Source organism: Bacillus sp. CH_48 (assembly GCF_038008465.1).
Classification (GTDB): domain Bacteria; phylum Bacillota; class Bacilli; order Bacillales; family Bacillaceae_G; genus Bacillus_A; species Bacillus_A thuringiensis_S.
Map to the genome: position 1 here is coordinate 5,315,869 of NZ_JBBOZF010000001.1, position 25,158 is coordinate 5,341,026.

Sequence of the window (25,158 nt, forward strand, 5' to 3'; positions counted from 1 at the left end):
CATGTTTCCCTTTATTTGTCACACACATATGTTATTTTGACCAAGAGTATATTGTAAATGAGGTGACAACATGCCCATTACGAATCGATTTTCTACCACCACTAACGGCGCACTCGCTATTACAGGTAATACTTTAGGCTTAAGTAAAATTAGTAATCAAAACCGTGCTGGTACAATCGGGGCCATTGGTGCGTTCGTAACTACGAATACAGCTTTACAAGTTCCTACTTTTCCTGCTGGTACAACGTTAAACTATACACAAAATAGTTCTACCGCTATTTTAAATATCCCTGCTGGCAGTACTATTCTTTACGCAGAACTCATATGGGGAGGAAATTATTTAACTCGCGATCAAAATATTACAAGTGTTCTAGGAAATCCCGTTTCATTTACGACACCCGTTTCAACATACTCAATTACTCCTTCAGCTGTTACAGCTTCAAATCAAACATTCGTTTCAAACTCTATTACATTTGGCTTTTATACTCGTTCAGCAGACGTAACAACTCTTATTCAAGCGGGGGGTTCTGGTTCCTATACTACAGGAGCTGTCCCTGGACTTGTTGATCCTTTAGATGCTTCAAATGGATCTATTAACTCGGCTGGATGGACACTCATTGTCGCTTATCAAAACGGGACATTGCCTGCAAGAAACTTAACCATTTACGTAGCTGGTAACCGTGTTTCTGCTGATACTGGTAGTGCAGATGTAGCTGTTTCAGGATTTTTAACACCCGCAGGAGGACCTGTAAGCGGGAGATTATTCTTAAGCTCCACTGAAGGAGATGCAGATTTAACCGGGGATCAAGCATTATTTGGACCAAATTTCAGTTCATTAAATGCTTTATCTGGGCCAAATAATGCTGTAAATAACTTCTTCGGTTCTCAAATTAATAATGCTGCTGGAAACTTAGATACAACTGGGACATTTGGAACGCGAAATCAAAGTGCTTCTACAGGCACAAACATCTCCGCTGGGAGACAGGGCTGGGATATTACTTCTATTGATATTTCTCCTTATTTAACAAACTCACAAGTGTCCGCCGCAATCCGTTTAACAACTAACGGAGATGCGTATATGTTAAATACAGTCGGTTTACAAATCAACATAAATTCACCTACTATACAAGCAACGAAAAGCGTGAATAAAAGTGTTGCTGCAATTGGAGATATTCTCACTTATACAGTTACGATCCCTAACACCGGACTTCTTCCGGCGAATAATGTTACCTTTACAGACATTCTCCCTAACGGGACTTCCTTTATACCTGGCACTGTAACAGTAGATAATGTCCCGCAAACAAACGCAAATCCCGCCGCTGGTATATCTCTTGGAACAATCAATAATGGTGCTTCTCGTACAGTAACTTTCCAAGCTACTGTCGTTTCTCTTCCAAGTCAAAACCCTATCTCTAATACCGCTAATATTACATTTCAATATACACCTATCGCCGGAGGAACAACCTTTAACGGTCTTGCAACAAGCAATTCTGCTGGAACACAAATTAACCTGGCAGATATTAATGGAACAAAATCAGTCAACAAAATTTTTACCGATATTGGTGAAACATTAACTTACAGTATTGCCTTAGCTAATATAGGAAATATCGCTGCAACGAACGTTATATATACGGATCCGATTCCTAGCGGAACTACTTTCATTCCAGGAAGTGTAACTGTTAACGGAGTTACTCAAGCTGGAGCAAATCCCGCTAATGGTATATCAATTGGTTCGATTGCCGCAAATTCCACTACTACTATTTCATTCCAAGTGCTCGTTCCTTCTATCCCTCAAACAAATCCAATATTAAATAGTGGAACAACAACATATCAATATATTCCTGTACCAAATCAACCTGCAGTAAGTGGGACTGATACGACAAATATCGTATCTACTCAAGTGAATAACGCTACTGTAACAATGGTAAAAGCAGTAGATAAAAATTTTGCAGATATTGGTGATACACTAACGTACACCGTTTCTTTTACAGGTACAGGTAATACAAATGCGAACAATATTATTTTTACAGATGTCATTCCTACTGGAACAACTTTTGTTTTAAACAGTTTAACAATAGATGGCACTACACAAGTGGGCGCAAATCCCGCTAACGGCGTGAACATTGGATCCATCCCAAGCGGCACAACAAAAAATGTTACATTTCAAGTAGTAGTAAACACAATACCCGTGTCAAATGTCGTATCTAATGGATCAAATGCTTCTTATCAATATACCGTCAATCCTATCCAATCACCCGTTACAAAAAACATTTCTTCTAATCTCGTTTCCACTCAAATTAACAATGCGAATGTAACATTAACAAAATCAACTAACAAACAATTTGCCACAATTGGTGAAACGATAGGTTATACAATCCTTATTACAAACAGTGGAAATACAGCCGCTAATAACGTACAACTAACAGATCCACTTCCAAATGGAACGATATTAACATTAGGTTCGGTAACGCTCAACGGCGTTTTGCAAAATGTAGATTCTCTCGTTGCTTTACCTATTGGCACAATTCCTGCTGGAGCTACTTTTATCCTCTCTTTCCAAGTAACAGTTATTAATATTACTTCACAAAATCCTATCCTTAATAACGCTTTTGCCTCTTACATTTACACTGTAAATCCAAGTCTGCCACCAACTTCAAAAACAGCAAATTCTAATTCTGTTACATCTACAATTAGACTAGCAAATCTCCATGCTAATAAATCTGTAGATAAGACGTTTGCGGAAGTTGGCGATGTATTAACTTACACCTTTGCTCTTACTAACGATGGAAATGTTGCAGCAAACAACGTATTACTATCCGATTCCATCGCGAATGGCACTTCCTTTGTACCGAACAGTGTTATAGTTAACGGTGTTACTCAGCCGGGCATAACACCAGCTAGCATCAATATTGGTAGCATCAATGCTAATACTACAATTACAGCTTCATTCCAAGTAGTAATAACTAGCATTCCAAATCCAAACCCTATTTCAAATAGCGCTTTCGTCTCCTACAACTTTATCGTTGATCCAAACGCTTCACCTGTAAATAAAAACACTACTTCAACCACTACATTTACTCAAGTAAACGATGCAAATGTCATTTCAGCAAAAACAGTGGATCAAGCGTTCGCTACCGTAGGGGATATATTAACTTATACTGTTACTTTGACGAATGCAGGAAGTGTTTCTGCTGATAGTCCTACTTTCGTAGATACAAATCCAGACGGTACTACCTTTATTCCAAACACTTTTCTTATTAATGGTGTACTCCAAAATAACGCAGATCCAAATATAGGTGTTCCACTACCTTCCATTCCTGCTAACGGCTCACTTACCGTCTCTTATCAAGTAACCGTCACCTCTTTACCAACACAAAACCCAACGATAAATTCATCTAGTACACAGTATAGTTTTATTCTAAATCCGGGAGATCCACCAACTATAGAAATATCTGTAAGTAACACTGTAAGTACACAAATTAATTTAGCTAATGTAGTTATTGTCAAAGAAGTAGATTTAACTATCGCCGATGTAGGGCAACCAATCACATATACAATTTCTTTAGCTAATCTTGGCAATACTACAGCAAATAATGTTATTGTTACTGATATAATCCCTAATGGCACCACTATCGTACCAAATAGTATTTTTATAGGTGGTGCTTTACAACTAGGTGCAGATCCCAGTACCGGTCTTCAAGTCGGCTCCATTCCTTCGGGTGGTTTTACAACGATTGTTTTTCAAATAAGTGCAAATGGGCTACCTTCACCAAATCCAATTCAAAACAGCGCTTCACTTCAATATAGCTTTATCGCTGATCCAAATTTACCCGCTCTTGTTAGAAACGCTGCTAGCAATATAGTAACTACACAAATTAATACTGCTAATATCATTGCTACAAAGCTAACAAGCACAAACTTTGCTGATGTCGGTGATATCATATTATATGCGACTATTTTAACAAATAACGGGAATATCCCTGCTGCTAATGTAACGTTTACAGATATCATTCCAGCGGGTACCCTCTTCATTCCTAATACTGTAACGATTAATAATGTCCCTATAGCTAATGCAAATCCTGCTAACGGCATTTCGATTGGTACGATAGGAGCAAATTCATCACGCACCGTTGCATTCCAAGTTTTTGTACCAACTATCCCTGCTGTAAATCCGATTACAAATCAATCAGGCACAACATTCCAATATACGTATGATCCATCCAAACCCGCTGTGATGCAGATGGTTGCTTCTAGCACTGTACAGACAACTATTAATAACGCCTCAATTGCCGCTACTAAATCGGCAGATAAACAGTTTGCTAACGTAAATGATATTATTACGTACACGACTACTTTAACGAATAACGGGAATACACTTGCATCAAATGTAATATTTACAGATGTAATCCCAAACGGGACATCGTTCATTCCTAATAGTGTTACTGTAAACGGGAATGCACTGCCTAATGTCAATCCAGCAAGCGGAATTGCAATCGATCCAATAGATCCGAATACAAATACAATCATCTCGTTCCAAGTACAAGTAAATTCTATCCCGAACCCGAATCCAATCCCGAACCAAAGTAATACAACGTATCAGTATGTCATAGATCCTAACTTACCTCCAGCATCCGCTAATGCGCTGAGTAACGTAATAACAACTCAAATCAATAATGCCACGATTATCGCTACAAAATCAGTGAACACACCGAATGCTGCAATTGGAGATATCGTTACTTATACAATTGCAGTTACGAACACAGGAAATATCCCTGCTAGTGCTACAGTTTTAACAGATGGGCTTGGACCTGGTGCATCCTTCATCCCAAATTCCGTTACAATAAATAATGTTTCCCAACCTGGATTAGATCCTTCATTAGGGATTCATTTAGACGATATTTCACCAGGAAACACTACTTTCATTACATTCCAAGTGAAAATTCTGGCTATTCCACCTAGTGGAACTTTAACGAATAATGCTCTTGTAAACTACGAATATGCAGTGAATCCAGCTGAAACGCCAGCTATTGGTAGTACCGTTACAAACACAACAGTTACACCGATTATTGACGCTACTTTAGTAATAAATAAAAGTGCTAGTACAACTTTCGCTACGATTGGTGATACAATTACATTCACTTCATCTGTTACAAACACAGGAAATACTACTGCGAACAACATTGTTTTTACAGATACAATTCCAAACGGTACTACCCTTGTCCCAAATAGCTTTAAGATAAATGGTGTAACCGTCCCGAATGCAAATCCACAAAACGGTATCAATATTGGTAACTTAAATTCAAATGCATCGGTTACACTCAGTTTCCAAGTAAACATCACAACGCTTCCAAACCCTAATCCAATTCCGAACAAATCATCGCTTCAATATAGCTTTATTGTTGATATAAATGAACCGCCTGTTTCACGAACAGTTCAATCCAATACAACTTTTACGCAAGTAAATTCAGCTTCCGTTATCGCAACGAAAACTGCGAGCAGTGCATTTGCCGCTGTTGGCGATACAATTACGTATACAACTACTCTCACTAATAGCGGAAATACTACCGCAAACACACCTGTTTTTATCGATATATTACCACCTGAACTTTCATTCGTTCCTGATAGCGTACAAATTAATACCATCCCACAACTTGGATTTAGACCAGATAGCGGAATCTCTTTAGACTCAATTCCAGTTGGAGGAACGACAACAATTAGCTTTCAAGCTATCGTTGGCTCAATACCAGCTACAAATCCAACTTTGAACCAATCCAGTACGACATACTTGATCATTGTTGACCCTACCCAGCCACCGGTGACAGAAACAGCTACAAGTAATCCAACTTTAGTTCAAATTAATGAAGCAATTATTCAAGCAACGAAAAGTGTGGATCGACTATTTTCTGACGTAGCACCTGGAAATTCATTTTTAACGTATACAGTTTTATTAGAAAATGTAGGGAACACAACTGCTACGAATATCATTTTTACAGATCCTATTCCAAATAACACAATATTTATAGAAGATAGCGTTCGAGTCGGCGGAGTTTTATTGCCTGGGGTAAATCCAGCGAATGGAATACCAATTGGGGATATTATTGCAGGAGATTTTACAAACGTCACCTTTCGCGTTCAAGTAGTTAGTATTCCAAATCCAATTTTCACAATTGGACCTGGTGGACCAAACTCACCGGTTGTAAATAGTGCCTCCATTGACTATCAATTTATTACAGGACCTAATTTACCACTCGTTTCAAGAAGTACGACATCCAATCCCGTTGCGACACAAATAAATTCCGGAGAAATTGTGGCAATCAAATCTGTAGATAAAACTTTCGCAACGATTGGCGATACAATTTCTTATACAATTACATTAAGTAACCCTGGAAATGTCACTTCACAAAATATCATTTTTACAGATATTTTACCTGACGGAACGACATTCATATCTGGCACTCTTACAAACGATTCTGGTACACAGCAAATCGGAAATCCAGCTAGCGGGATACAGATTGGAAATATAAACCCAAATGGAACGGCCGTTATTTCTCTCAACGTACTTGTTACAAACATTCCAAGTATAAATCCTATCTCTAATTTTAGTTCCATACAATTTGAACATGTGATTGATCCTAGCCAACCTTCTGCATTACAAACAGCTGTATCTAATACAGTTTCAACGACCATTAATAGCGCAGTATTAACTACAACAAAAAGTGTTGATAAATCTATTATTTCCGTCGGGGATACACTTACGTATACAACGACTATTACGAATACAGGAAATACACCAGCTACAAATATAACTTTTACAAGTGCGATTCCTCCTAGTACTACTTTTGTACCAGATTCGATCACTATAAATGGCATCCAGCAGCTTGGTGCACAGCCAGCACTCGGCGTAAATATACCAAATATCGCTCCTGGTGAAACAGTAACTGTTACTTTCCAAGTAAATGTGATTTCTGTTCCCCCTTCAAGCTCAATTATGGGTAACGATACAATTTTATATTCTTATACTGTTGATCCAAACGGAACTCCTGCTACTACTTCTACTTCAACAAACATTGTTACAAACCCTGTATTAGATGCTATGATAATGATGATTAAATCAGTTGATCAAACACTTGTAACGCTAGGTGATACCATTACCTATACGACAATTTTAACGAATAATGGTAATACAAATGCAACGAATATTACTTTCACCGACCTTATACCAGATGGTACAACGTTTATTACTGATAGCGTTACAATAGATGGCATCACGCAAATTGGCCTTAATCCTAATACAGGTATAACGATTGGAGCAATTGCTCCTAACAGCTCAATATCTATAGCATTTCAAGTGACGGCTACTTCTACACCTGTTCAAAATCCTATTGCCAATTCCGCTAGTGCTTCTTACACATTTATCGCTGACCCAAATGCCCCTATTGTTTCAAGAAATGTTACTTCAAACACAGTGTTCACTACGATTAATACAGCTACCATTCTTTCATTAAAACAAGTCGATGAATCCTTTAGTCGTATTGGAGACACACTCACTTATACTGTCGCTTTAACAAACAATGGAAACTCATCCGCACAAAATGTTATATTTACAGATACAATGCCGAGCGGAACTACTTTTATTGCAAACACATTCTCTATTAATGGGGTTCCTCAAAGTGGTGCGGATCCATCGAATGGTGTGAATATTGGGACTATAACAGCCGGGACTACAGTAACCGTTTCGTTCCAAGTTACTGTAACGTCATTACCAACGGAAAACCCCATTGTAAATTTCTCATCAACATCGTACCAATTAGTCTCACCACCTGATGCAGAAACTTCAATTAGTAATCCTGTTTCAACGCAAATTAAAGAAGCCATATTATCCATGACGAAAAATGAAAGTGTATCCTTTGCAGATATCGGGCAAACTGCTTTTTATACTACTTCTATTACCAATGTAGGAAATACCGATGCAACTAACATTGTATTCACAGATGTATTACCAAGTGGACTCACATTTGTTCCTAACACATTAACTGTCAATGGCGTTTTACAACCTAACGCGAATCCAAATACAGGTGTATTACTTGCAACACTTCCACCAAATGAAATATATAGTATCGTCTTTCAAGTGACAGTGAACAGTATTCCTCCTAGTAACCCAGCACCAAATACAGCATCAACGACGTATGAGTTTACTGTTGATCCAGGTAATCCGCCAGTATCGAGTACAGCTACTTCCAACACTACACTCCTTCAAATAAACAACGCAACTATTATTAGCATAAAAACAGCAGATCTTACTTTCGCGGATGTTGGTAATACAATAACATTTACACTTAACCTCCCTAATACCGGGAATGTGACTGCAACTGATGTAACTATTATTGACATTCTTGATAGTAATTTAAGTTTCGTTCCAAATAGTTTCACAGTTAATGGGCAAACCATTCCAAACGCTGATTTATCTACTGGTGTAAATATTGGTTCCATTAATGGTGGTAATGCGGCAATCGTTACATTCCAAGCAACTGTTATTACACTTCCAACACTTAATCCCATTTCTAACTCTGCTTCTATCACATATCATTATGTCGTTGATCCTAGCCAGCCACCTATTACAACTTCCAATCAATCTAATACAACGACAACACAAATTAATAGCGCTACCCTTACTGCACAAAAAAATTCAAATGTATCTACGGTAGATATCGGGCAGGATATTACCTACACCGTTACAATTACAAATAGCGGAAATGTTAGTGCAACGAATGTTATTTTTACCGACCTTATTCCAGACGGAACTTCCTTTGAACCAAATAGTTTTACACTAAACGGAACTAGCATCCCAAATGCAAATATCATTACAGGCGTTCCAATTGGTGATATTGCGCCAAACGAATCTGTCATCGTAGCATTCCATATTAATGCCAATGAAATTCCGCCTATAAATCCAATTACTAATCAAGCTAGCGTTAGCTTTCAACATATCGTTAATCCAGCTAATCCTCCAGTTTCAAAAAACATTACTTCTAATAGCGTTTCAACACAAATTGAAAGTGCTATTTTAAATACGATTAAAATAGGAGATAAAGCATTTGCAACGATTGGTGATACGATTACGTATACAACAACTATTACGAATACAGGAAATATCCCAGCTAACAATGTTGTATTCTCAGACCCTATACCATCGTGGACACAATTTGTTGCAGGATCAGTTGTTGTTGATGGAACTCCATTAACATCCGCTTCTATCATTGACGGCGTTGGCATAAATACAATAACTCCAAATCAAATCGTAACAATCGTATTCCAAGTTCAAATTGTAAGCAACCCAACAACGCTCACACCTGAACTCCAAAACTTAGGATTTGTTAACTTCCAATATAACGTAGGCAATGCATTACAGGCTCAACCTGGCAATGTGGAAACGAACGTCTTCGTTACCTCTATTAATTCAGCAATACTTTCAGCTGTAAAAACTACTAATACAGCCTTTGCAAATATTGAAGATACAATCACTTATACAGTTTTGATTCAAAATAATGGCAATACAAACGCTACGAATGTAAATTTCTCAGACATGGTTCCAGCAGGAACAACCTTTGTTGAAAATAGTTTTACTGTAAATGGAAGTAGCCTTCCAGGCGCAAATCCAAATTACGGAGTTAATATCGGAACAGTTAACGCGGGTAGTTCCTTAACCATTACTTTCCAAGTCATAGTTACATCAACCCCACCTTCAAATCCGATTACAAACGTAGCATCTATTCAATACGCATTCATCGTTGATCCAGCCTCTCCTCCTGTTACAAGCACGATAAATTCTAATAGCGCTTCAACACAAATTAATAACGCGACTGTTACAACTGTTTTACAAGCAAATCGAACAATCGTATCTCTCGGAGATGTAATTACGTATACAGCAACATTAACGAACACTGGAAACTTCCCTGCAAACTCTGTATTACTCATTAACGGCATTCCTGAGGGAGCATTATTTGTTCCAAATAGTGTCACGCTCAACGGAGTTTCACTTCCAGATGCAAGTCCAACTCTCGGTATTCCAGTTGGTATTATCGCACCAGGTGATTCTGCTACTATTACGTTCCAATTTCTCGCTAGTTCTATTCCACCGCAAGGAGCAATTATCAATCAAGCCATTACAAGTTACACGTATATCGTCAATCCAAGTCAACCTCCAGTTACAGCAACATCCTCATCTAATACGGTTAACACAGCTGTTGTTGATGCATCGTTATCCGCAATTAAAAATACAGATTCTCTCGTACAATCTACTGACGGTACAATCACTTACACAGTAGTCGTTCAAAATAACGGAAATACTACTGCAAATACAGTTACTTTAACAGATTTGGTTCCAGAAGGAACTGCATTTATTCCTAATAGCGTAACTATTAATAACGTTTCCGTTCCAGGTGCCGATCCTAATGTAGGAATACCATTAAACTCCATCGCACCGTCAGAAATAGTTACCGTCACATTCCAGGTTATCGTTCAATCCATTCCAAGCGTGAATCCAATTTCCAATACGGCCCGTATTGACTATAATTTTATCGCTGATCCAACTGCTCCCATCATCTCTCGAACAATTACGTCTAATCCTGCTTTCACACAAATTTCGGATGCGACTATCCTTTCTTTAAAAGCAGTCAATGCACAACAAGCAACAACAGGTGATATTTTGACTTATACAATAACATTAGAAAATACAGGAAATATCCCAACTACGAATCTCACATTTTCAGACACTATCCCTCAAGGGACTACCTTTGTAGAAAATAGTTTTACACTTAACGGAACAGCTATACTTGATGCCAATCCTAATGTAGGTGTTACTTTGCCTAACCTAGCTGCAAACGCTACGCACCTTATTTCGTTCCAAATTCTTATTAACGATTCATTCTCGCAAGAATCAATTACAAATCAATCCAACACAACTTATACAATTCAGCCAGACCCAGGGCAACCGCCTATTACTGAAACATCTACTAGTAATATCGTCATTACAAATTTCGTGCAAGCACAATTGACAATTACAAAAACATCCAATCCAACAACTGTTGATATTGGCGGAACTATACTTTATATTTCTGAAGTAAAAAATATCGGCAATGTTGACGCAATAAATATTAATTTCACAGATTCTATTCCAGCTGGGACTACATTCGTTCCCGATAGTGTCACAATTAACGGTATCCTTCAGCCAGGTGTAAATCCAGAAAACGGAATACCGATTGGAACAATTCCAGCAAACAGTTCCAAAACGATACTATTTCAAGTGCAAACAAATAATCCACCTACTGAAACCGAAATTGTAAATCAATCTTCAGCAACTTACCAATATGTAAGTATTCCTGCAGCCCCACCAGTAAATCGTTCTGCAAATTCTAATATCGTTACAACATCACTTCAAAATGCAAATATTATTTCTGTTAAAAGTGCGGATGTAACTTTCGTATCAATCGGGCAAATTATTACCTACACAAATACACTTCAAAATATAGGAAGCGTTCCAGCTAACAATACCGTTTTCATTGATAACATTCCAGAAGGTACTATATTCATTGAAGATAGCTTAGCAATAAATAATGTAATTCAGCCTGGCGCTAATCCTGAAAACGGAGTAACTCTCGGCACGATACAACCAAATGAAACAGTCACTATTTCATTCCAAGTACAACTTACAAATATACCAGAGGGCAATACAGTCATTAATATTTCAGACACTTCGTACGAATACCAAATTGACCCTAGTTCTCCAATTATTCAGCGTAGATCGTTATCAAATGCAGTAAATACTGAAGTGCGGACGGCAAATGTTAGTGCCATTAAATCCGCCAATAGATCCATTACACGCATTGGTCAAATCATCACATATACAGTCGCAGTTACAAACGCCGGTACAGTACCTATTACAAATACTCTCCTAATTGACGCAATTGCAGCTGGGACCACATTCGTTCTAAATAGCATTCTTGTAGATGGCATACCGAGACCTAATGAAAATCCAATTACCGGTATCAACCTTGATATTATCCTTCCAAATAATACAATTATTGTTACTTTTCAAGTAAGCGTAGTCTCTATACCGCCACAAAATAACATTAATAATATCGCAGTCATTCACTATGAGTATGAACCAGACCCAAGCGCACCACCAATTTCAGAAACGACATCTTCCAATAGTACAAATATACAATTTATTGATGCTATTCTTATTGCTACAAAATCCGCTAATACTGTATTAGCTAACATTGATGAAACCATTGAATATACAGTATTCATTCAAAATAACGGATCGACTACAACTAACTCCATCTTTTTTACAGATACTATAGCGGATGGAACAGTATTTATTCCAGGAAGTGTAATAGTTAACAATACTGTACTTCCTGCAGCAGATCCGAATATCGGCTTTTCCATTCCTAATGTCGCAGCAGGTCAAATAGCTACAATAACATTCCAAGTTTCCGTTACGAATTTACCTGTTGTAAATCCAGCACCTAATACTGCAAACATCGTCTACGACTTTATTTTCAATCCTGACTTTGCACCAATTCAAAAATCTACTACTTCCAATACTACTTTCGTTCAAATTAATGATGCTGATATCGTTTCACTTAAAACTGTTGATTTGACCTCTGTAACAATTGGTGACATTTTAACTTATACAACAACTTTAACGAATACAGGGAATACGGATGCCACTGCTGTTGTATTTACAGACAATATACCTGATGGAACAACTTTTATTGACGGTAGCGTTTTAGTAAATAACATTCCTCAGCTTAACGCCAATCCAAGTGCAGGTATACTTGTAGGAACGATTACTCCTAACACTTCTATCCCAGTCACATTTTCTGTTACCGTCGTAGCTCTTCCTGCTAGCGGCCATGTTCAAAATCAATCAACTTCTCGTTATACAATAAACGCGGAAGAACAAATATCGACTAGCAATATTACCTTCACTGAAGTTATTTCTGCTAATGTAATTGCGACAAAAACAACGCCTATCCAATATGCTGACTTACAAACTATCATCCCTTATACAATTTCCATCATAAATAACGGAAATATACAAGTCGAAAACATTATTGTTACAGATATCATCCCAGCAAATACGAGCTTTATAGAGAATAGTGTTATCGTGAACGGCAATGCTCGGCCAAATGACAACCCTCTTAACGGTATACAAATTGATAACATTCCGCCTAATACGACAGCAACTATTCTATTCCAAGTACGGGTTACTTCGATTCCACAAACAAATCCAATCTCTAACACGAGTACAATTGAATATGAATACACGGTACCAGATCGACCACCTATTACCGAAACTATTATTTCATCAGCTGCCGCAACAGAAATTAATCACGCGAATTTGAATAGTAATAAGGCTGTTGACCTTGCATTTGCAACGGTTGGTGATACGTTAACGTATACGATTACACTAAATCAAACCGGTAATGTTGCAACAAATGATGTAAACATTCAAGATATTATTCCTCAAGGTACTACGTTTATAGAAAATAGCGTCATTGTAAACGGAGAAGCTCTTCCGGGAGTGAATCCAGTAAGCGGCATACCAATTGGCACTATAATTGTTGGTGGAGATGCTATCGTTTCATTCCAAGTAACTGTGACTTCTATTCCAACACCAAATGAACTAAACAACAACGCAATTACTACTTTTAACTATATAGTCAACCCAAATAACGTACCCGTTACAAATACGACTACAACAAATACCGTCACAACTACTGTCCAAAATGATAATGTCATTGCCATAAAATCTGTTGATGTAACGAATGCCTTACCTGGTCAAACTTTAACGTATACAATTACGATTACGAATAGCGGTAATGTAACGATTGAAGACCTTCTTGCCATAGACACCGTACCAATAGATACGACTTTTGTTGCTGATAGTGTTACGATTAACGGAATCAATCAGCCTAATGAAAATCCTGAAAATGGTATTACGTTAGGAAATCTTGCTCCTAATGAATCTGTTATTATTACGTTCCAAGTGACAATATCTTCTTCTACTCTTCAATCTACAATTAATAATGATGCTTCTGTTTCCTATACCGTTATCATTGATCCAACAAAACCACCTATTACAATTACAAAACAAACAAATACCGTTACAACGACAGTCATTGATCCGATGGTTCGCATTGAAAAAACAACTGACAAATCTATTGTCGTTATAGGAGATATCATTACATTCACATTAGCGGTATTTAATCACTCCCCCATTCCGACAATCAGTACTTCTGTTATAGACAGCATTCCAGCTGGTACAACATTTATAGAAAATAGCGTAACAATTAACGGTACTTCGGTTCAAAATGTTCGTCCAGACACTGGTATTAATATTGGTTCTTTATCTGCAGATACAGTAGCAACTATAACATTTCAAGTTCTCGTAACTTCTATTCCTTCAAACAGTACAATTATAAATTCTGCAACAGTTACCGCTGCTTTTCAATTGACACCACAGGATCCAATTATTACTTTCATTGTTAATTCAAATATTGTTCGTATACCAGTTCAATTTGTAACTGCAACAGTCACGAAAAACGCTTCCGTCAGCTCCGCTTATTTAAACCAATACTTTGATTACACGGTGCGTATTACAAATACTTCCGAAATTTCACTCTCAAATATTTCTTTACAAGATACCATTCCAGCAGGTTTACAATTTATAAACGGCACTGTCTTTATTAACGGTGAACGCTCTCCACTAGCGAACCCAAATATCGGTTTCCTAGTTGCCACTAATTTAGAGCCAAATGAAACAATTATCGTGTTATTCACAGTACAAGTAATAAGTCCACCTATTAATAATCAATTTAAAAATACGGCCAATATTTCGTTACAACTTCAAGTCTCGCCTACCGATCCACCAATTACAGTAACCGTTACAAGCAACGAAAACATCGTCACCTTTGTTCCAGAAAATCCAGACGAAACACTTCCAAATTTAAATTGCTTCTTTGACGGTGAACGCTTCATACGGATTACTCCCCAAAATGCAAGAAATTACCTTTGGACTTGGATTTGGTGGAATTAAATTAAAAAAGAGATTGTAGTTTGGTTGAAACCAAATTACAATCTCTTTTTCATTGCCTTTATCACACTACGTTATAACTCGTCCAAGGATATACAATTAAGCATCACCTCAAGTTATTTTAGTCGTAATAAGTTGGCCAGCTTCATTAATAGTAACTTTCCATTTCACTCCACTAGCTGTCTTCATGATTATGCCTTTACTTGCCTCTATTTCAATATCTCCAAACATTCTTCCACCAGTTGTAGCTAACCAAGCATTCCCATTTTCCATAGAAGACCTTGCAAAAATGCGATTAATTCGAAAACGCTTATGATCTTGAGAATAACCACTTAATGTAATTCTTACTTTATATAGTTGATTCGCCTTCATATTCGATATAATTGTATCGCCTACATTTAATGGAACATCCGATGCGATAACCCAATTTCCAGTTGTGCTTAATGCATATTCAATTTTAATTTTTTTTGGACTCTCTCCCCATCCAAAATACATTCCGAAACAATTTAACATTTGTATTGGTTTTTTCGTAAAATCCAGTTCAATAACAACTGGATTACTATCTGGAACGTCAATATAGTTTACACTTTGTTCATCTATTAAATTAAAGCAATTTGCTAGATTTCCACCGTACGGTACTTTCCCACTTACTTGCTTAACAATATACTTTTGCTGAGCATTTACTAATATATCATCTTGATTGCCTATTAAGTGAGGTTTATTTAACGTAATCGGTAACTGAATTCGAAGAGATTCTTCATAGGTAGACTTACAAACATTATATTGCCCTTTATCTACAATAGTTGTCGAAAGCAGATTTGAAAAAAGGTAGTTACGATGAGAATTAGAAGAAAATTCAATGACAATTTGTTCACTACTCATCCGGTACGTATCCCAGATCATACAATCAAATGTATTATACGCACCTGAGCAACGAATTACTTTTTTCGTTTGTTGTCTACATTGTACTTGAATATCATGAAACGTATTTCCTGAACTTTCATTTGGTAAACCACTATTTCCATCTACTTCAATCCCATACACACATCCATCAATAAATATAGATTGAAATACATTGGCGTTAATCCAACAAGGTGTATTGATATCATTTATATATTCTGTCTTCAAATGTATTGCAGTTTGAAAGTTTTTAATTTGAATAAATTTAACTTGAAAGAAACTAATAAAATCCCATGCCTTTTGACAATAAAAATGTATAGCTTTTCCTTTATACGATGGGGTTGCATTTACTATATTTATATTTGATATAACAGATTGATTAGGTACTTCGATTTGTTGTGAACCAGAAACATAAATAACAACAGATTGAAACAATGGATTTATAACTTGAAGAGTACCACCAACTATCGAAGCGTTATTTTGTAGCTCAAATGCATTAAAATCTCCATCAATTTGCAGCGTTACGGTAGGATCTAACTCTAATCTTACGTTTGATTTAATAACAATCGGCTTTACAATTTTGTACGTATTTACCCCGGTAATTCTAACCGTCGAAATTCGATTCGCTACACAATAATCAATAGCTTGCTGAATTGCTAATGAGCTATCATTTCCCGAGTTTGGAACTGCGCCAAAACAATTAATGTGAACGCTACTTTCTGGCACACAATCTTCTTGGGAAGAAATATATTCTGACAAAATAAATTCACTCCTCATATTACCTTTTTCATATAATATGTGAGTTGTCTCTTAAAAGTTTCTATAATAAAAAAAACAAACGACCTACCCGGTCATTTGTTTAATTCATATATATTTTTCGTTTCCTCTATCATTTTAGTTAACGAGAAATACATCATTGCTTTCTCTCGTGCTTTTAGTCTAATAGCAATTACCTTTTCTTCATTCCCTTGTAGTTCCTCAAGCGCACTTGCGAATTCATATTCGCAATATTCAGATATCAAAATACCTGATTCTCCATCTATTACTGCTTCATGTATTCCACCAACATCTATTGAAACTATTGGTGTCCCTGTAGCCATTGCTTCAATTACTACCATTGGAAACACTTCACGAAAAGATAATAAAAGTAAGGCATCCATATTCCCTATAAACTCATGCGGCTCAGAAATATTTCCTAGCATCTTTACACTCTGTTGCAATCCATATTTTTCTATTTCTTTCATAATCGGTTCTTTCTCTGGTCCATCACCAGCAATATAAAACATAAAATCATTTCTCTTTTTCAACACATTTGCAATTTTGACAAATAGTAGATGGTTTTTCTCTTTGGATAATCTAGCTAATATCCCTATTTTATATGTAGATTCTTTCTTTTTCTGCTGGAATAAAAACTTTTCAATATCGACACCGTTATAAATTGTATTTATTTTTTCTTCTGCTACATGAATTGAAATTAAATTATTCTTTTCAAACTCACTTACTGTAATAATATTGTTTACATATTTATTCATGAAATAACGAAAAAGCGTTGGCATTTTCTTTTCTAATATCGTTACATTATGTTTCGTATAAACAATTTTCATCTTTTTTTTAATAAACTTTTGAAGTAGCAAAGCATATAATACCATTCGCAAACTATTTGCATGAATAAGTTCTATCTTTCGTTTACAAATTTCGTTTCGTAAATAATAAATATTTCTCAAATGATTCCATCTACTAAGTAAGATGAAATTTTCTTTTCTAGTAAGAGATTCATATAGTTCTCCATCACCTGCAGCTGTATAAATCTTAAAATCCTCATAACGCAAATTACTTTCCAATTTACAGAAATAGCTCTCGGCTCCGCCAGTTATCAATTTATCTGTCATCAACAGTATATTCATAATTGCGTCTTCCCAACTACATTGATTTTATTTTTTTTATAAGCATGATAAGCATACTTGCTGAAATAGTAAAAAATTTGTACCGAATTCAGTCTTTCTTGTTCCCTTAACAATTTCCAATACCGGAAAGCTGCTCTAATTTTATTTCTAGAAACAGAATTTGTAACAATTCTATATTTTGCTAACACTTGCTGTATCCCTTTTGCTTCATACCCTTTATGTAATAAGTTCAGCCATAACGCTGTATCTTCCGGCTGTATACTAGGCATTTCTACATACGGAATTTTTTCACGATCAATCATCACTGTTAAACACCCGATAATTGTATTTCCTACTAAATAATGATAGTCAACAGATTTTGGTACACTCACTTCGCGATTTAGTTCATTACCATTTTCATCAATTAAACTATACGACGCATATGAAAAAGCAATATTCATTTCTTCCATAAATAACAATTGTGTCTTCAATTTATGCGGCAACCATATATCATCACTATCTAAAAAGGCAATATACCTTCCTCTTGCCTCTTGGATCGCTAAATTCCGAGCTTTAGCAGCACCAACATTTTCTTTTAATGATAATAATCTAATTCGTGAGTCTCCTTCTATTATCTCTTTAATTTTTTCCGCAGATTGGTCGGTTGAACCGTCATCAACGATAATCATTTCCCAGTTTTCATACGATTGATTCTGTACAGATAAAATTGTCTCACCTATAAATCGTATACTATTATAAGAAGGTGTTATTACAGAAACATAAGGCGGCTCGTTATGTGCTGATAGACATTTTACCATCTATCTTTCCCCTTCCTTCATATATTGAAATATACTTCACAACAACTGCTAAAAATAAAAAGAACGCTTCGTTAATAATGAGTGACAATGACATCATCTGAAATAAAAATGCAATCATAGTCAATAGAAGGTATGGTTTTTCACGAAACAAAGTATGCTGCGCTAGCTTGAATATTAATATGAATAAAAATGCGCTATATAGAAGAAAACCAATTGTACCCGATTCAGACAAAATTTCTAAAAATGTATTGTGTACATATAATTTTTCATTAAATTGATACTCATAATAATTCGAAAAGTTAAAAGCACCGATTCCGATATATGGATTGGATAAATAATATTTAAAAGCAGCTTCCCATAATGTAAATCTACCACTTCCATTATCATGGGAAAAATCAGAGATTCGTTTATTTAATATGTCATCTAATTGGCCCCCCATTACACTATTCGATAAACTAAAAATAACTACACTAAACAATACTAAACTCATAATTATTTTTATTTTTTTAGCGAAACTAGACATACATATATATACAAAAACGACAAGCACAAGCGCTAATATACCACCCCTTGAAAAGGTTAATAGACTCGTCGTAACACATAAAATTAACCCTAGGATGTTAGTGATATTTTGTAAATTAGTCATATAGTACATAAAAAATATTGTATTATAGAAAATAAAAATGTTAGGATCATCTAGCAATCCAATTAACCGTGGATATCCTCTATCAACTAATAAACCAGCAAAAATTTCTCTCTCTTCTCCACCGTATAAACTAAAGTATTGTAAACCGATTATATAGAGTATTAGACTTACAATATTAAATACTACTCCTACATAAGCAATAGATGATTCAAGTACCACTATTTCAGTATTCCCCAATAAATTCCTCATTATAAAATAGCATCCTAAAACGAGTAGCACGCCAAAAATCATACGAATACTAGCATTTAAATACATAGAAAGAATTCCACTTAAACAATAAATGAAATAAAACAGTAAAAATATAACTTCATGAAAATATAACTTTTGAATATGAAAGTTTTTAATTGTTAAACAAAAATATATGACTAAAAAAATCATATATATTTTCAATGAAAATCCAATATATAAATTGTATTTACTTAACATAACAAATAATATTAGAAGAATAATCCATCCCATCGATACTTTCATACTATTTTCCATAGGCTATATCCCCTGTTTCGTAATATAATCCTTTTTGCGTATTTTTCTTATAAAAGAAAGAAGAAGTTTTTTTAGCTCATAATCATATAGGAATATGGCAGCTACTACAATTAGTATATTAAGAACAAGCGCAATTAAATGATATGTATGCAATATATATTGCACTCCAATAAAGGTTACACCAAAATAAATTGTATACGGTATTACAATTTGGAATACAATTTTTTTCTTCACTACACTTACCGCTATATATCCCACTAAAGCGACAATTTCAAATAAAACCATAGCGTATGCCGCTCCTATCACTCCACCAAGACTACTAAAGCTATAAAGCATAACCCCACCTATCACCAATGCTACACACTGCACAACAGTTCTCTTATTTTGACATCCGCTCGTCGTTAAACCGTCAGCAATGGCAATATTTAAACTTTGTAGCACAATAAGAAATGATAATATTTGGAGTGGTTCTACTGCATTGCTCCATTCTTCATGAAAAAATATAGAAATAAAGTATGGTGCTAAATGATATAAACCAATCGTCATACATATTCCTACAATCGCCATTGATTTAATTTGAAGCAAATTTAATTTCGTATGCGCTTCTAAATTATTCTGGTTATAATGCTTAAAGAGCACTGGAAAAAATGCACCTGCAATTACCCCCGGTACTTGATATAAAGCTGCCGGCATCCGGTAGGCTACTGCAAAAACACCTACCATACTTAATGGCAATGTATAGTTAAGCAAGATAGGTGCTAATTGTGGCGTACTCATTATTAAAAAACCGCTAATAATAAAGGGAGTTAATTGCCAAAATAACGCTTTATGAATTACGACTTTCATATTCATTTTCGTCTTTCTTCTCATGATATATATACTGAATACACCACCGATCATATACCCAAAAGCATATAAGCGAGCCGTTACATACACCGGTAAATCTCCGAAAATACAAAAACATGTAATTATAATAACAACCGATGATGATACAACTTTAATGAGCGCTATATACTCCATACGTTCCATCAGTTGAAAATAGACAATTCCTATGTTTTGCCAAGTTAATCCTATTAACATGAAAAACATTACGTTTATCATCATATAAATTAAATTTTTATCTACATACATATAATGAATAGCAACATAACCGATGATAGAAATAAAAATAAGTAGAATCATCCTTATTTTTATATACGATGATAAAATCTTCTCTAAATCTGCTCCACCCTTTGCCCCTTCTCGAAGAAACGTATTACTAAGTCCTAAGTCTGTAAAAAATAACATAACAAACGTCACTGCTATGGCAACACTAAACATCCCATAATGTTGTGCGTTAAAAAAGTTTGCTAAAATAATTAAACTGACAGCCTGAAGAAGGTTAGCTAAAATCGTACTATAAAATAGATGGATAATATTGTTTAGAATAGATCTACCCATACCAGTTCTCCTTTGCAAGTAACCTACTTACATATGTTGTTTGTTTACATATATATTTATCTTGCACCATTACCGTTCAATACAATTAAAACGGTCTTACATAAAATACGGATATCCATCCGAATCGTTTTCATTTCAATATACTCCATATCCAGCCTCAACTTTTCCTTTGGATCAAGATTATATCCTCCATTTATTTGTGCCCATCCTGTTAATCCTGGTTTTACCATTAAACGATCCTTAAATTCTGGAATATACGCATCAAATTCATTATAAAAAAACTCTCTCTCTGGTCGAGGGCCTACAAAAGACATATCTCCTCTTAAAATATTTAAAAGTTGCGGTAATTCATCAATTCTCGTTTTTCTTATGAACAATCCAACTTTTGTAATTCTTGAATCATGTTCTTTTGCCCATTGCGGGCCATTTATTTCAGCATCCTTTACCATCGATCTTAATTTAAATACATTAAACTTCTTCCCGTTTATACCTAAACGTTCTTGAAAGTAAATTGGAGCCCCTGATGTTTCTAAAGTAATCATAATACAAAAGAACAACATAATTGGTATCGTTAATAGTAACAATATGATTGAAAATATAATATCAAACAAGCGTTTTACACTTCGATTCAATATGCTAGGCTTTTCTTGAGCCGGAATCGTATACAACTTGGCTTGATTTGTTTCACGAATCATGGATCGTTACCCCCACATTCAAGAATATAAAATTATACCTATTAATTCACATTCTTTTCTCTTTATATCCGCTATTACTTTTTGCACTGTACGTAGTGAATCTTTTCGCTTTTTAACTGCTAAAACCACTCCATCGCACTTCCCTGCAATAATGTGCGTAGCAGGAAGGTCAAATACTTCAGAGGAATAAAAGAAAATGTAATCAAAATCTTCTTTCCACTTAGCAATCGCATTATCAAATTCATCCATAGCAATTAAGGGTGTCCCTGTGTGTACTGTTTTTTTTGCAGGAATACAATATAAGTATTTAGACAAATTACTAGAAAAAGATTCATAATTGCAGGGGGAAGAACTTATTATATCGTTTACTGTTATCATGTGATTACTTTGTAATAATACATGTAGTTTAGGGTCAGAAAAATTCACATCAATAAGTAACACCTTTTTCTTCATTTCCGCAAACACTAGCCCCATATTTACTATAAGCGAGGCAACAACACCTCTGTCCTTCGTTGAACTAACTGTGAACAGTTGTTTTCCAGATTTTTTCAGCTCGTGATATACCGTATAAAACTGCTCTTTCATCAGATCATCATGCATATTGAATGGCAGCTGTTTCTTTGTCCTAAACATCGACATGTTCACCTCGATATATAGATGATTGTTTATCAACCTCTGTAGGTTTCTTTTTTCTATTCGGTTTCATATTTATGTAACCAATAACAGAAACTGTAGTTATTTTCTCTAAATCCTGTTCCACGTATATACGTTCATCAAAATAATCTCGAAATACAGCTAAACCTATACCAACAAAAAAACTAACAATTAAAGAAATAGGAATGATTAGTTGAAATTTCGGAAACAATTTTTCGGCCTGTTCCTGTAACTCAGGATCAGTTAATACTTTCACTCCTTGTACATTTGTGTACTGTTGAAAGCTTTTTTGTGATTGCTCTGCCAATGTCTTTACTATGTCTTTCACGACTTTCGGATTGGAATCTTTTACTGTAACAGTTACAATTTGTGAGTTGTCCGTATTTACCACCGAGATTTTTTGTGCTAATTCATAACTTGATTGCTCTAATTTCAAAGTTTTTTTAACTGTTGAAATAATTAATGGGCTTTTTAAAATATCGACATACGATGTTACTAGTTGCTTATTTTCTTGTGTTTTATTTGTTGAATTTTCCTTATTAAACTCATCTAAATTCCCAACAAGAATTTGCGTTGAATATTGATATGACGGCTTTAAAACATACATAGAGATAAGAACTAAAGAAGCGGTTAAACAACACATCGTTAAAATAATCGTTACGAATCTTCTTTTCAATAATTGTTGAAAATCTTTTATACTCATTTCTTGCTTCAATTATTTCACCGCCCTTTTCTGAATAACATCCTGCAAGTCACTCTTTACAGATAACCCTTTCTCCTTTCTATCCACTTGTTTTGTTACATACTTTCCGACTCTCAATGCAAATTTTTCTACATATATATACGAAAGCATTGCAAATATAAACGAAAAAACAAGTGAAAAAATTAAAATAATAGGCAACGGTAATATTTTATGGAGCATGTATATAAGGGAAAATAACGATATAATATGATATAAATAAAGACTGTAAGAAATCTTCCCCAAATATAACAAGTATTTATTACGTAGTAAGGACGACAAAGTTGATATTGACAAGCTTAATATGACAAATAGACATGCGCTTATCGCCACTACATAGTCTCGAAATATAAAATTATTGAGCACTTTCATTTCTCCAATAAGCCCTTCATACATAAAAAGTAAAATCGCAAATAAAAACCATGCAATTTTCGTGTTTTTAGTACAATTACTATAAAAAACTATTAAATTATTTTTATACTTCGCAACTAGTGCTCCTAGTAAAAATAGCACCGTATAATGCAAAGTTAATGCATAGCTTGTTAATGTTAAGCCCGAACGAAACAAAAATAATATGATGACAGAACATATACTAAAACTAAACAATAATAGTAATGAACCCCTTAACGTTTTTCGTAAGCAAATCATCAAAATTAACGGGAAAATTATTGATATTCGCATTTCATGGACAAGCGACCAAATCACACCGTTATATGCATCTGTATTATATTTCCCAACCAATAAAATATGTTGTGCGATTAAGCTTGAAGAACTTTCAATCGTCCATGAGCGATTAAACCATTCACTTAAATAAGAAATACCATATTCACTAATTGTAGTCTGGCATATAATCGCTATAATTATTGCCACAATATAAGGAATATATATTCTGCATATACGTTTTAAAAGGTATGACCCATAGCTACTATAGTTTTTTTGAATAGATTCATACAAAACAAATCCGCTCAAAACAAAAAAGATAATAACAGATTCGTTACCACTACTAAAAATTAGACGAGCAGGTGTTTCTTTTAATAGATACACAACAAATGGTTTATTATCTTCATAACTGTAATTTTGAAATGCTGAAAAAATCATTAAATGATGACCAATCATTACTACTAATGAAGAAATCCCTCTTATAGAGTCCAATTCTTCGTATCTCTTCATCTTTTTACATCAACTCCTAATGAAATGATACTAATCATTTCAAAGCGACATCTTTATTCATATTCCTCTCCTTTCTTTTCATTCCAATTTTTCATATTAAAATGATTTTATAGTATAAATTTGAGTGTATTGTAACATTTTTTGTAATATTATGAATAGTAAATCTCGAAAATTGGTATATACCAATTTCAACCTCGAAAAATGAGTAATATTGATAGAAAAACACTATAAAAATATCTTGCATATTTACAAAATTAAAGAGATGAATAGCGTTTTTTCAATATAAAATAAAAAAGATAGCCTATATAGGCTATCTTTTTTATTTTATTTAATTACTGGCACCACTATATGCTACATGTCGTTTCTCAATTCTTTCTTCAATTTCTTTCATATTTTCTTTATTATTTAATAGTGATTGTTTATTTTCAATTAATAATTGTTTAAAAGATTTTCTCACTTTTTTTCTCATTTTCATTGTCCTCCTTGGGGGATGGTTTATATAAAAGATAAAGAATTATCTGTGTGTCCTTATAATAATTGATTGTTGTGAATTCTATTTGAACTTCATAT

At 34.8% G+C, this 25,158-nt stretch carries 11 protein-coding genes; 1 reads left to right on the forward strand and 10 read right to left on the reverse strand.

Annotated features, from left to right (window positions below):
- Positions 1 to 70: 70 nt before the first annotated feature.
- A complete protein-coding gene (locus N2V92_RS26835) occupies positions 71 to 15,103 on the forward strand; it encodes a DUF11 domain-containing protein (protein WP_044797926.1) in 15,033 nt (5,010 codons plus the stop codon).
- A 108-nt stretch (positions 15,104 to 15,211) separates the two neighbouring features.
- Here the strand turns inward: N2V92_RS26835 and N2V92_RS26840 are convergent, their stop codons facing one another.
- From N2V92_RS26840 to N2V92_RS26885, 10 genes are all read right to left on the reverse strand, one after another.
- Positions 15,212 to 16,759 carry a hypothetical protein gene (locus tag N2V92_RS26840; protein ID WP_044797925.1) on the reverse strand — a complete coding sequence of 516 codons (1,548 nt, stop codon included), beginning with the start codon at positions 16,757 to 16,759 and terminating at the stop codon, positions 15,212 to 15,214.
- Positions 16,760 to 16,851: 92 nt separating this feature from the next.
- On the reverse strand, positions 16,852 to 17,904 hold the full coding sequence (locus N2V92_RS26845; protein WP_001023711.1) for a glycosyltransferase family 4 protein: 1,053 nt from the start codon (positions 17,902 to 17,904) through the stop codon (positions 16,852 to 16,854).
- Entirely contained in the window at positions 17,901 to 18,701 is an 801-nt protein-coding gene (locus N2V92_RS26850) for a glycosyltransferase family 2 protein (protein ID WP_000237679.1), read from the reverse strand. The genes N2V92_RS26845 and N2V92_RS26850 overlap by 4 nt, the downstream gene beginning before the upstream one ends.
- Positions 18,676 to 19,890 (reverse strand): O-antigen ligase family protein, encoded by a 1,215-nt coding sequence (locus tag N2V92_RS26855; protein WP_000431763.1) that lies wholly within the window; start codon positions 19,888 to 19,890, stop codon positions 18,676 to 18,678. Before N2V92_RS26855 ends, N2V92_RS26850 begins: the two co-directional genes overlap by 26 nt.
- Positions 19,891 to 19,893: 3 nt before the next feature.
- A complete protein-coding gene (locus tag N2V92_RS26860; protein WP_042597491.1) occupies positions 19,894 to 21,330 on the reverse strand; it encodes an oligosaccharide flippase family protein in 1,437 nt (478 codons plus the stop codon).
- Positions 21,331 to 21,386: 56 nt separating this feature from the next.
- Positions 21,387 to 22,025 (reverse strand): sugar transferase, encoded by a 639-nt coding sequence (locus tag N2V92_RS26865; RefSeq protein ID WP_000617643.1) that lies wholly within the window; start codon positions 22,023 to 22,025, stop codon positions 21,387 to 21,389.
- Positions 22,026 to 22,043: 18 nt separating this feature from the next.
- Positions 22,044 to 22,664, reverse strand: a complete 621-nt coding sequence (locus tag N2V92_RS26870) for a CpsD/CapB family tyrosine-protein kinase (RefSeq protein WP_041488115.1) — start codon at positions 22,662 to 22,664, stop codon at positions 22,044 to 22,046.
- Positions 22,651 to 23,394 (reverse strand): YveK family protein, encoded by a 744-nt coding sequence (locus tag N2V92_RS26875; protein WP_000807060.1) that lies wholly within the window; start codon positions 23,392 to 23,394, stop codon positions 22,651 to 22,653. The genes N2V92_RS26870 and N2V92_RS26875 overlap by 14 nt, the downstream gene beginning before the upstream one ends.
- Positions 23,395 to 24,588, reverse strand: a complete 1,194-nt coding sequence (locus N2V92_RS26880) for an acyltransferase family protein (RefSeq protein WP_000833052.1) — start codon at positions 24,586 to 24,588, stop codon at positions 23,395 to 23,397.
- 328 nt (positions 24,589 to 24,916) lie between these two features.
- The gene (locus N2V92_RS26885) at positions 24,917 to 25,057 is read right to left on the reverse strand and encodes an FbpB family small basic protein (RefSeq protein ID WP_001228048.1); all 141 of its coding nucleotides are present in this window, start codon (positions 25,055 to 25,057) and stop codon (positions 24,917 to 24,919) included.
- Positions 25,058 to 25,158: the final 101 nt, after the last annotated feature.